The sequence below is a fragment of the Brachymonas sp. J145 genome (assembly GCF_036312245.1).
Classification (GTDB): domain Bacteria; phylum Pseudomonadota; class Gammaproteobacteria; order Burkholderiales; family Burkholderiaceae_C; genus Brachymonas; species Brachymonas wangyanguii.
Genome location: NZ_JAZDCI010000012.1, coordinates 16,271 through 27,409, shown reverse-complemented (window position 1 = coordinate 27,409; position 11,139 = coordinate 16,271). Strand labels below are relative to the sequence as shown.

Below are 11,139 nucleotides of genomic sequence, written 5' to 3'. Positions count from 1 at the left end.
GCTTACTAGCATCTATACTCCACGAATAGAACGATCGTGCTTTTATTTATTTGACGGCCACCTGATGCAATTCACCCCGCGCAATATCCTGCTCTACACCTTCTTCAAGCTGCCGTCCGCTTTCTGGTGCGGGGTACGCGTGACTTCACTGGACGCCAAGGGCTGCACCACCACGGTCAAGCACCGCTGGATCAACCAGAACCCGTTCCAGTCCATGTATTTTGCCGTGCAGGCGATGGCGGCCGAGATGTCGACCGGCGTACTGCTGATGCAAAAAATCCATGCCAGCGGCCAGCCAGTATCGATGCTGGTGGCGAACAACCGCTCCAGCTTTGGCAAGAAGGCGCGCGGCCGCATCCGTTTCCGTTGCGATCAGGGGGCGGTGTTCGATCAGGCCCTGCAACAGGCCTTGCGGCAGGATGAGGGAGTAACGGTCTGGGTCAGCAGCGTCGGCACCGACGAAGCTGGTGACGAAGTCAGCCGCTTCGATTTCGAATGGACGCTGCGGCGCAAGCAGGCGGCCTGAAGCCGACGTGAAGCCGACGTGAAGCCGGCCAGCGGCGATCAGAACACCAGTACCTTGTCGGCGGCCAGTGTGTAGTCGGCCAGCTCGCCCAGGTTGCCGATCTCGCAACCGGCGATCAGCGGCAGCTCCAGCAGGCCGCGGTTCTGCATGCAGGTGCGGCAGACACGCACCGTGCCACCCAGATCGACCAGCATTTCCACCATTTCCTGCAGCGTGGCGCCGCTGGCATGGGCCTGGTTCGGCAGTGCCACCACGGTGGCATCCGACATCAGGAACATGGTCACCTTGGGCTGACTGTCCTTGCCGGCCAGTGCCAGCGCCAGGCGCAGGGCGGAATGGCAGTTTTCGTTGCCGTAGGGAGCAGCGTTGACGATGAACAGGACGTGCTGGGACATGGAGGCCTCGTGTCTGGTGCGGCAGCTACCGTACGATGGGATGTGCGCCAGTGCGGCAGCTGTCCGGTTTGGGGACGGCGCACATCAATCCATTATCTGCTAAATTGTTGTGCGGATCAGCGCTTCAGGCCCTTGAGCTTGTCGAATGCCGAGGCCATGGCGGTCGGCTGCGCCTGTCCCCTGCCCTGACCAGCGCCGTAGTGACGGGCACCCTGGCCACCGCTGCCGGAACGGCGCTCCTGGCCTTGCGGGCGCTGGTGGCCGGTGGGCGCGTCCAGCTTCATGGTCAGGCTGATGCGCTTGCGCGCCACATCGACCTCCAGCACCTTGACCTTGACGATCTGGCCGGTCTTGACGACTTCATGCGCGTCCTGCACAAAGCGGTTGGACAGCTGGCTCACGTGCACCAGGCCGTCCTGGTGCACGCCCAGATCGACGAAGGCGCCAAAGGCCGCCACGTTGCTGACCGTGCCTTCCAGCACCATGCCTTCGCGCAGGTCAGCGATATCTTCCACGCCCTCGTTGAAGCGCGCCACGGCAAAGTCCGGACGCGGGTCACGGCCGGGCTTTTCCAGCTCCTGCAGGATGTCCTTGACCGTGATGACGCCGAACTGGTCGTTGGCAAACAGCTCAGGACGCAGCGTTTTCAGCAGCTCGGCACGGCCCATCAGCTGGTCCACCGGCTTGCCAACCTGGGCAATGATGCGTTCCACCACCGGATAGGTTTCCGGGTGCACGCCAGTCATGTCGAGCGGATTGCTGCCGTCGCGGATGCGCAGGAAGCCGGCACTCTGCTCGAAGGTCTTGGGGCCCAGGCCCGTCACCTTGAGCAACTGGGCGCGGTCGGCAAAGGCGCCGTTCGCTTCGCGCCACTTGACGATCGCCTTGGCCACGGTGCCACTCAGGCCGGAAACGCGACTCAGCAGCGGCGCGCTGGCAGTGTTCAGGTCCACGCCAACACCGTTCACGCAGTCCTCGACCACGGCATCCAGCGTGCGGGCCAGATCACTCTGGTTCACATCGTGCTGGTACTGGCCCACGCCGATGCTTTTCGGATCGATCTTGACCAGCTCGGCGAGAGGATCCTGCAGGCGGCGCGCGATGCTGGCGGCACCACGCAGGCTGACGTCCACATCCGGCATTTCCTGGCTGGCGTATTCGCTGGCGCTGTAGACCGAGGCGCCGGCCTCACTCACCACCACTTTCTGGATCTGCGGCTTGGCCATCTGGTTGGCGGCGGCGGTCTTTTCCAGCAACTTGATCAGGTCGGCCGCCAGCTTGTCGGTTTCGCGGCTGGCGGTGCCGTTGCCGATGGCGATCAGCTGCACGCCATGCTGCGCGCACAGGCGCGCCAGCGTGTGCAGGCTGCCATCCCAGTCGCGACGTGGCTCGTGCGGGAACACGGTGGCGGTCTCCAGCAGCTTGCCGGTGGCATCGACTACGGCCACCTTGACGCCGGTTCGGATGCCCGGGTCCAGGCCCATGACCGATTTCTGGCCAGCCGGCGCCGCCAGCAGCAGGTCACGCAGGTTATCGCCAAACACCTTGATCGCCACTTGCTCGGCATCGTCGCGCAGGCGTGCAAACAGGTCGCGCTCCAGTGACAAGGACAGCTTGACGCGCCAGGTCCAGGCCACGCACTTGCGCAGCAGGTCATCGGCCGGGCGGCCCTGGTGGCTCCAGCCCAGATGCCGCGCGATACGGCCTTCGGCCAGGCTGGGCTGCTGCAGGCGGCTGCGCGCATCGGCTGCCCGGGCATCGACCTCGGGCAGCACCAGCTTGGCGTCCAGGATGTCCTGGCTGCGGCCACGGAACACCGCCAGCGCGCGGTGAGAGGGCACGCGGCCTATCGGCTCGTCGTAGTCAAAGTAGTCGCGGAACTTGGCCACTTCCGGATCGTTCTCGTTCTTGCCATCCATCAGCTTGCTCTGGAACAGGCCTTCTTCCCAGAGCCAGCCGCGCAGCAGCTGCACCAGGCTGGCATCTTCGGCCCAGCGTTCGCTCAGAATGTCGCGCACGCCATCCAGCACTGCCGGGATGGTGGTGAAATCCTCGCCGCCCTCGCCTTTCTCGGCCAGCACATAGGCCTGCGCCTCGATCTGCGGGTCACGCGTGGGATCGGCATAAAGCAGATCGGCCAGCGGCTCGATACCGAATTCACGTGCGATCTGGCCCTTGGTCCGGCGCTTGGGCTTGTACGGCAGGTAGAGGTCTTCCAGCTCCTGCTTGGTGGGTGCGGCCTCGATGGCGGCATGCAGCTCGGGCGTCAGCTTGCCCTGCTCGTCGATGCTCTTGAGGATGGCCTCGCGGCGGCTGGCCAGCTCACGCAGATAAGACAGGCGCGCTTCCAGTTCGCGCAGCTGGATATCGTCCAGGCCGCCGGTGGCTTCCTTGCGGTAGCGCGCAATAAAGGGCACCGTGGCACCGCCATCCAGAAGTTCGACTGCTGCCTGAACTTGCTTTGGCAGCACTTTGATTTCATTGGCTATTTTCTGGATGATGGCGGTCACTTGAGCCTGCTCCGATAGTTGGGTGGACATGCAAAACGCTAGAGTATGCCACTGTCGGAGCCTGCTTTCGGCGCCGCAGCAAGGACTTGGCGGAATCGTGCATGCGTCACGCTGGCGCTGCAGACGGCATGTTCTCCTGCAGGCATCCGGCCTGGCGCTGCGGTATATTCAGCGCATGCGGCATGCAGCCGCCCAAGGAGATTCCATGCGCTTCCGTTCCCTGATCATGATTCTTTTCTTTGTCCTGGTGGGCGGCTTTGTCACGCTCAACTGGCTGGAGCTGTCCCGCAATACCGTGCTCAACCTGGGCGTGACCACGGTCGAGGGGCCGCTGGGTCTGGTGATGCTGGGCCTGCTGCTGCTGGCAGTGATCCTGTTCCTCGGCTATGCCGTGATGATCCAGACCAGCTCACTGCTGGAAACGCGTGCCCACACCAAGGAAATGAAGACGCAGCGCGAACTGGCCGACAAGGCCGAAGCCAGCCGTTACACTGAGCTGCGCGGCATGATTGACCGCATCGAAACCGAATCGCGCGACCGCCAGAGCCAGTTGCAGCAATGGATGGACAGCCGCCTGAACACGCTGCAGGACCAGGTCTGCAGCCGCGTCGATACCAGCGGCAACACCATTGCGTCCTACATGGGCGAACTGGAAGACCGCCTGGAAGCGCAAGGCCTGCCGCCGAATGCGCCGATGGACTATCGCCGCGTGCCGGCCGATGCGGTGGAGATCAAGCGCGAATACCCGCTGTAAGCGGCCAGTCGCCAGGCTCAGTCGGTGGCAATCACCGGCTGCATGTCCTGCGGCAGTTGCAGCGATTGCGCCTTGCGGCTGCCTACCGCCAGCTTGCGCACGTACTTGAAGGTGCCGGTGCCGTGGGTGCAGAGCTGCCCCTTGGCATCACGGATGCTGGCCTCGACAAAGGCCATGGTGGCGGTGCGGTGCAGAATCCGGCCTTCGCCCACTAGATCGCCCTGCGCCGGGCGCATGAAACTGCTTTTCATCTCGATCGTGACCACGCCCATGCCCTCTTCCAGAGAACGCGCGGCCGTGGCCATGGTCACGTCCAGCAGTGTCATGCAGACACCGCCGTGCACCACGTGGAAGGAATTCAGGTGCTCCGGCAGCGGCGTGTAGCGCACCTCGGAGCGGCCTTCGACCGCCATGTGGATCTGCAGGCCCAGGTGGTCGGCAAACGGCACCAGCGGGATATTGACGCGCGGCGGCGGCGCTTCGCTCATGCAGCGTAATCCAGCACGGTGCGGCTGGAGCACATCGGCTTGACCTTGGCCTTCACCGCCATGTGATCGGGATGGTCCTGGTAGGCATCGAGTGCCGCCTTGTCCTCGAACACGGAGTACAGCACGATATCGGCATTGGCTTCCAGACCGTCGCTGCGCAGACCCACTTCCAGCGTGATGATGCCGGGCACGCAGTGGCGGCAGCTTTCCAGCAGCTCTTTCATGCGCGGGGCGTCGGCGGGATTGTGCAGGGACCAGATGACGATGTGCTTGATCATGGGGATGTGTCTGTCAGTTGCGGAAAACCGCCAGCTTACCGCAAAATCCGGCCGCACTCAGCCTGTGGCTAGCCACCACCACGAGAGCAGGCCAAAGGCCAGCACGCCGGCCAGCGTCGGCATGGCAACGCCACCGGCAATGCGGCGCGCCAGCAGCATCGCGCTGATCGCCAGCAGCAGCCGTGCCACTTGCCAGAGCGGCTCGCCCCAGGACCATTGCGGCCACAGCGCTGCCACCAGTAGGGCACCAATCGCGGCTGGTCCGAGTGCCTGCAGCGCCCCCATCAGCCGTGGCGGCGGCGTCTGGCCGCCTTGCTGGCTGCGCTGCATCCAGCGCATCGGCAGCAGGCGCAGCAAAAACGTGCCGGCGCCGCAGAGCAGGATCACCCACCAGAGCGAATCAGCGTGCTGCATGTTCCCTCCCGGCGTAGAACGCACCCAGCAGCGCGCCGCTGGCCAGCCCGCCCAGCATGGCGTAGTGTGAGGGCAGCAGCCACAGCAGCAGCATGGTGCTGATCATGGCGCCCAGCGTGACCTGCACGCGCGCGTGGCGGAACATTTCCAGCAGCAGCGCGATGAACAGCGAAGGCAGCACGAAGTCCAGCGTCTGGTTCAGCCAGGGTGATTGCGCGCCCAGCTGCTGGCCCAACACGGCACCCAGCATGGTGCCGCCGACCCAGGACGCATACGCGCCCAGCTCCATGCCCAGATACCAGCCCTGGCGATCAGCTGGCGCAATGCTGTCCAGCTTGCTGACCGACGCGGCATAGACCTCATCGGTCAGCCAGAACGCCAGCAGCGGCGTTGGCAACAGTGGTGCGCCCTGCCCCAGCTTGTCCAGGATCGAGGGACCGTAGAACAGGTGGCGTATATTCATCAGCAAAATCGTGCCGATGATGCTGAACGGCCCGGCACCGGCGGCAGCCAGCGCCACCAGCACGAACTGCGCCGCGCCAGCATAAACTACGACAGAGGTCATGGTCGCCAGCAGCGGCGAAAAGCCAGCCTGAATCGCCATCAGGCCAAAGGAAAACGCCACCGGAAAATAGCCCAGCGCAATCGACAGGCTGTGCGTCAGCCCCTGCACCACCGCAGGTCGCGTGATGGCCGGTGTGCTCATGCGTCGGTGACGGGCAGCTGGTCAGCCGCCAGCGCCTGCTGCGCCAGCCGGTAGACCTCACGAGCGGGCTCGTTCTTCAGGCGGTGATCGCTCCAGACCTGGCGCCAGCGGCGCGCACCGCGCTGGCCATGGCGCAGGCCCAGCATGCAACGTGCCACGGCATACCACCAGGTATCGTGCTGCTGCGCCTCGCGCTCCATGTATTCGACCATGGCCAGTTCCACCGCATCGCGATCCACGCGCGGGCTCAGGTCCTCGCTGCCTTCCATCAGCGCATCCCACTGGGTCAGGCTCCAGGGGTTGTGCCAGGCCTCGCGGCCAATCATCACGCCATCCAGATGCTGCCAGTGTTCACGGATCTGCTCCGCCGTGGCAATACCACCATTGACGCTGATATGCAGATCAGGGAAATCACGTTTGAGCTGGTAGGCGACGTCATAACGCAGCGGCGGGATTTCGCGGTTTTCCTTCGGGCTCAGGCCCTTGAGCCAGGCATTGCGTGCATGCACGATGAACACCTGGCAGCCGGCATCGGCCAGCGTGCCGACGAAATCGCGCACCATGGCATAGCTTTCGTCCTTGTCCAGGCCGATGCGGTGCTTGACCGTGACCGGCACGCGCGTGACGGCATCCTGCATCGCCTTGATGCAGTCGGCCACGCGCACCGGTTCGCGCATCAGGCAGGCCCCAAAAGCGCCCTGTTGCACACGGTCGCTTGGGCAGCCGCAGTTCAGGTTGATCTCGTCATAGCCCCATTGCTCGCCGGCCCGGGCGCTGCCCGCCAGCATGGCCGGATCGCTGCCACCCAGTTGCAGCGCCACCGGATGCTCTTCGGCGTTGTAGCGCAGGTGGCTTTCGGCCGCACCGCGCATGATGGCGCCCATATTGATCATCTCGGTATACAGCAAGGCGCGTCGGCTCAGCAGCCGCCAGAAAAAGCGGGCATGCCGATCCGAGACATCCAACAAGGGGGCCGTGGCCAGGCGCGGGCGCTCAGACAGCTGCATGCATCAACCCAGCAACATGCTGATAAACACCGCAATCACTGCCAGCGGTGCGACAAAGCGGCTCACCAGGCTCCAGATCAGGTAGGCCGTGCCTTCCAGGCCCAGCTCCTGGCGGATCTTTTCCTGGTTCATGAACCAGCCGGCAAAAATGATGATGCCCAAGCCGGTCAGCGGCAGCATGAACTTGCTGGTCAGCTTGTCCAGGAAATCGAAAATATTGTTGCCCAGGATCTGGATCTCGCTCCAGTGGTTGAAGGACAGCAGCGACGCCACGCCCAGCAGCCAGATCACCACACCGGCGGTGACGGCGGCGCTCTTGCGGCCCAGCGAGGTGCGCTCTTCCACCAGCGCCACCACCGGCTCCAGCAGCGACATCGAAGACGTCAGCGCAGCAAAGCTCAGCAGGACGAAGAACAGTGCGCCCAGCACGGTGCCGCCCGTCATGTTGCCGAAGGCGATCGGCAGCGTCACGAAGATCAGGCCGGGGCCGGAGCTGGGCTCCAGGTTGTGCGCAAACACCAGCGGGAAGATCGCCATGCCGGCCATCAGGGCAATCGTGGTGTCGAGGATCACCACGGTGCGTGCCGTGCTCAGCAGGTTCACTTCCTTGCCCAGATAGGCACCGTAGGCCGTCATGATGCCCATGCCGAGCGACAGCGTGAAGAAGGCGTGTCCCAGCGCTGCCAGCACCACCTGGCCGTTGATGGCGCTCCAGTCCGGCGTGAACAGGAAGGCGGCCGCGCGGCCGAAGGAGTCCGTGGCCACGGCAGCGTAGCCGACCAGGATCAGCAGCACCAGCGCCAGGCCCGGCATCATGATGCGCGAGGCGCGCTCCAGGCCGGTGGTGACGCCCATGGCAACGATCCAGACGGTCAGGCCCATGAACACGGTATGCCAGAGCATCAGGCTGCCAGCATTGGCCAGAAAGCCCTCGAAGACGGCACCGGTTTCCTTGCCGGTCATGCCCTGGAAGGTGCCGGAGCCGGTCAGGAACAGGTAATCCAGCGCCCAGCCGCCAATCACGCTGTAGAAGGACAGGATTAGGAAGGCACCCAGAATTCCGACAAAGCCCAGTACTTTCCAGGCCGGCGAGCGGCCTTCCTGGCGTGCGACGAACTCCATCGCCTGGATCGGGTTCTGCTGGGCACGACGGCCAATCAGCCATTCCATGATCAGGATTGGCACGCCGATCAGCGTGATGCACAGCAGATAGGTCAGCACAAAGGCCGAGCCGCCGCTGACGCCGGTCATATAGGGAAATTTCCAGATATTGCCCAGACCCACGGCGGAGCCAGTGGCGGCAAGAATGAAGCCAAATCGGGAGCTCCACTGGCCGTGGGATGCTTTGGTCGTGTTCATGGCGTTCCTTGTTCGGTCACGCCGGAAGATCGCTCAGGCCAGCGTGAATCATCGGAGAACTCGTGTGCGGGCACCGGGTGCCGCTGCAACGAAGTGTAGAGTGGCCGATTCTAGCCGAGGCGGCCGCGCACAAGCGTTTTCAGGGCTTGCGCGCAGGCAGGTAGGCGCGCATCATCCACACCGCGTCCGGGCCGAAGCTGCCGACATCCGGCCCCGGTGCCGGCGCAAAGCCAAAGCGGCGCCAGTAGTTGTCGGCGCCCTGTACCGCCACCAGCGCGGCCTGCGGCCAGTCACAGGAGGCACCCTGGTTCAGCACCTGCTGCATCAGGCGATTCGCCAGGCCGCTGCCGTGGTGCCGCGGCGCCACCGCGATATCGTGCACGTACAGGCAATCGGCCTGCTGTGGCGATACCAGGCGCGTGTGGTTCCACATCGGCACTTGCTTGCTGGACCAGGGCACGGCAATGGCATAGCCGCACAGCTCATTTGGCGCATCTGCCAGCGCCGCCCCCCAGCTCAGCGGATGACCGGGCGGGCCGGCATCGAGCTTGCCTTGCAGCACATGCGCCTGCTCCACCAGGAACGGCGCATACGCTTTTTCCTGCACCGCGAGGATGGCATCGATAGACCATTGCTGCAGGGGACGAAGCACGTAAGGAGGCATGGAAACAAGAAGGACGACAGGACAAGTGACGCCAGCATGCATGTAGCGTCATATTTAGCATGATAGTCGATAGGTATTGTGTCAGAACCGTGATGCGCCCTGTCTTGCCAGAGCGGGAATTACAGGGAAAATGCGTACATGTTCATGTCTGGATCACCATTTACCCGCCGCAGCCTGTTGCAGGCCGGCACGGCTGCGACTGCCGGCATCTGGCTGCCGGCCTGTGCCGCACAGACGCCGCTGGCACGACACCCGGATGCCCCCCGGCTGCGCCTGGTCGCCCCATCCGGCTACCTGCCCAATCCGGAACGCATCGACATCGGCCTGCAACGCCTGCAGCGTGCCGGTTTTGCGCTGGAAAACACGGTGGCACTCGGCCGGCGCCATCAGCGCTTTGCCGGTACCGATGCCGAACGCGCGGCCGACCTGCAGGAGGTGGCCAGTGGCCGTGTCGCAGCACCGCAGGTGCTGCTGGGTGCCCGTGGTGGCTATGGCGCGATCCGGCTGTTGCCGCTGATCGACTGGGCGTCCCTGGGCAGCCGCATGCGCGAAGCCGGTACGCTGTTCCTGGGTTACAGCGATGTCTGCGCGTTGCAGCTAGCGCTGTTGGCGCAGGGCCGTACCGGCAGCTTTGCCGGACCGATGTTCTACAGCGAGTTTGGCAGCCCCTGGCCGAGCAGCTTTGCGCTGCAGCAATTTGTGCAGACCGTGACCAGCACGCACCAGACCATCGAGGTGGCGCAGCCGACGCCGCGTGCGCTGGATCTGGAAGGCGTATTCTGGGGCGGCAACCTGTCGGTGCTGGCCGCACTGGCCGGCAGCCCGTGGATGCCGCGGGTGCCGGGCGGTATCCTGTTCATCGAGGATGTGGGTGAACAGCCCTACCGGCTGGAGCGCATGCTGCAGACGCTGCAGCTGTCCGGCGTGCTCAAGCAGCAGCAGGCAATCGTGCTGGGCACCTTCCGCCTGCGAGACGAGGAAGACGGCTACGACGCCAGCTACGATTTCAACAGCGTGATCGGCGTGCTGCGGCAAATCACCGGCCTGCCGGTGCTGACCGGCTTTCCGTTTGGCCATATCCGCGACAAGGTGACCATGCCGCTCGGCTACCGGGCGCGACTGCAGACCACGGCGCAGGGCTACCGGCTGCGCTTCTCCGGCTACCCGCGGCTGGATGCGCGCCATCTGCAACTGCAGACGCTGACGGATCCGGTGGCTGTTGCACCTGCTAGCACTTCTGTGGATGAGGATAGTGCCTGAGCAGACTACTGGCGGCGGTGAAGTCCCTACAATTCCTGTTGATGGCAGCTGTCAGCTGCCTGACTGATTTTTACCTGCCTGAACCATGGACGACGATTCCCAGACCTCCCCTGCCCCTGCAACCGCGAAGAAATCGCACCTGCTGCGCCATATCCTGACCGGCTTTTTTGCCATTGCCCCGCTGTACGTCACCTGGTGGGTCTTCCAGTTCATGTTCGGCCTGCTGGCGAATGCCGGCAAGCCACTGGTCAGTGCCGCCGCCAGCCTGATCGAACCGATCTCGGCTACCGCCTCGCAATGGCTGTTGGCGACCGAGTTCCAGAACCTGATGGCAGTGCTGCTGACCCTGCTGACGCTGTACATCATCGGCCTGCTGGCGACGCAGGTGATCGGCCGCCAGCTGATCAAGTGGATGGAAGACCTGATGATCCGCCTGCCCGGCGTGCAGATCATCTACAAGGCGACCAAGCGCTTCATCGAGACGCTGAGCAATCCCTCGGTCAAGGGCCAGCGCGTGGTGCTGATCAACTTCCCGTCTTCGGAGATGAAGGCCGTGGGCCTGGTGACGCGCGTATTGACCGATGCCGACAGCGGCAAGGAACTGGCCGCCGTCTACGTCCCGACCTCGCCCAACCCGACCTCCGGCTATATCGAGATCGTGCCAATGGAAGACGTGGTGCCGACTGACTGGACCTTCGAGGAAGCGATGAACTTCGTCATGACCGGCGGTGCGAACTCGCCGGATACGGTGAAGTTCCGGCATTGAGCCGGGGCATCC

13 protein-coding genes are annotated in these 11,139 nt (G+C 64.1%); 4 read left to right on the top strand and 9 right to left on the bottom strand.

Annotated features, from left to right (window positions below; all coding sequences use genetic code 11):
- Nucleotides 1–64 precede the first annotated feature (64 nt).
- On the top strand, nucleotides 65–526 hold the full coding sequence (locus V1261_RS10215; RefSeq protein ID WP_329771630.1) for a DUF4442 domain-containing protein: 462 nt from the start codon (nucleotides 65–67) through the stop codon (nucleotides 524–526).
- 38 nt (nucleotides 527–564) lie between these two features.
- Here V1261_RS10215 and V1261_RS10210 read toward each other — a convergent pair whose 3' ends face one another.
- Nucleotides 565–921 (bottom strand): DsrE/DsrF/TusD sulfur relay family protein, encoded by a 357-nt coding sequence (locus V1261_RS10210; RefSeq protein WP_329771628.1) that lies wholly within the window; start codon nucleotides 919–921, stop codon nucleotides 565–567.
- Nucleotides 922–1,037: 116 nt separating this feature from the next.
- A complete protein-coding gene (locus tag V1261_RS10205; protein ID WP_436231809.1) occupies nucleotides 1,038–3,461 on the bottom strand; it encodes a Tex family protein in 2,424 nt (807 codons plus the stop codon).
- Between the two features lie 175 nt (nucleotides 3,462–3,636).
- Between V1261_RS10205 and V1261_RS10200 the strand changes: the two genes are divergently transcribed.
- Nucleotides 3,637–4,185 (top strand): LapA family protein, encoded by a 549-nt coding sequence (locus V1261_RS10200; RefSeq protein WP_329771627.1) that lies wholly within the window; start codon nucleotides 3,637–3,639, stop codon nucleotides 4,183–4,185.
- A 17-nt stretch (nucleotides 4,186–4,202) separates the two neighbouring features.
- Here the strand turns inward: V1261_RS10200 and V1261_RS10195 are convergent, their stop codons facing one another.
- The 7 genes from V1261_RS10195 to V1261_RS10165 all read right to left on the bottom strand — a co-directional run bounded on the left by V1261_RS10195 (nucleotide 4,203) and on the right by V1261_RS10165 (nucleotide 9,089).
- The gene (locus V1261_RS10195; RefSeq protein WP_329771625.1) at nucleotides 4,203–4,673 is read right to left on the bottom strand and encodes a PaaI family thioesterase; all 471 of its coding nucleotides are present in this window, start codon (nucleotides 4,671–4,673) and stop codon (nucleotides 4,203–4,205) included.
- Nucleotides 4,670–4,951 carry a Dabb family protein gene (locus tag V1261_RS10190; protein ID WP_329771624.1) on the bottom strand — a complete coding sequence of 94 codons (282 nt, stop codon included), beginning with the start codon at nucleotides 4,949–4,951 and terminating at the stop codon, nucleotides 4,670–4,672. The genes V1261_RS10195 and V1261_RS10190 overlap by 4 nt, the downstream gene beginning before the upstream one ends.
- A gap of 57 nt (nucleotides 4,952–5,008) precedes the next feature.
- Nucleotides 5,009–5,365: an AzlD domain-containing protein gene (locus V1261_RS10185; RefSeq protein WP_329771623.1), complete on the bottom strand. Its 357-nt coding sequence runs from the start codon at nucleotides 5,363–5,365 to the stop codon at nucleotides 5,009–5,011.
- Complete coding sequence (locus V1261_RS10180) at nucleotides 5,352–6,071, bottom strand: AzlC family ABC transporter permease (RefSeq protein WP_329771622.1); 720 nt, start codon at nucleotides 6,069–6,071, stop codon at nucleotides 5,352–5,354. Before V1261_RS10180 ends, V1261_RS10185 begins: the two co-directional genes overlap by 14 nt.
- Nucleotides 6,068–7,078 carry a tRNA dihydrouridine(20/20a) synthase DusA gene (gene dusA / locus V1261_RS10175; RefSeq protein ID WP_329771621.1) on the bottom strand — a complete coding sequence of 337 codons (1,011 nt, stop codon included), beginning with the start codon at nucleotides 7,076–7,078 and terminating at the stop codon, nucleotides 6,068–6,070. Before dusA ends, V1261_RS10180 begins: the two co-directional genes overlap by 4 nt.
- 3 nt (nucleotides 7,079–7,081) lie before the next feature.
- Nucleotides 7,082–8,437 (bottom strand): sodium-dependent transporter, encoded by a 1,356-nt coding sequence (locus V1261_RS10170; protein WP_329771620.1) that lies wholly within the window; start codon nucleotides 8,435–8,437, stop codon nucleotides 7,082–7,084.
- Nucleotides 8,438–8,576: 139 nt separating this feature from the next.
- Entirely contained in the window at nucleotides 8,577–9,089 is a 513-nt protein-coding gene (locus V1261_RS10165; protein WP_329771618.1) for a GNAT family N-acetyltransferase, read from the bottom strand.
- A gap of 156 nt (nucleotides 9,090–9,245) precedes the next feature.
- Here V1261_RS10165 and V1261_RS10160 point away from each other — a divergent pair, with 156 nt between their 5' ends.
- Both V1261_RS10160 and V1261_RS10155 read left to right on the top strand, forming a co-directional pair.
- Complete coding sequence (locus V1261_RS10160) at nucleotides 9,246–10,361, top strand: LD-carboxypeptidase (protein ID WP_329771617.1); 1,116 nt, start codon at nucleotides 9,246–9,248, stop codon at nucleotides 10,359–10,361.
- A gap of 85 nt (nucleotides 10,362–10,446) precedes the next feature.
- Entirely contained in the window at nucleotides 10,447–11,127 is a 681-nt protein-coding gene (locus V1261_RS10155) for a DUF502 domain-containing protein (RefSeq protein WP_329771616.1), read from the top strand.
- The last annotated feature ends 12 nt before the right edge of the window (nucleotides 11,128–11,139 follow it).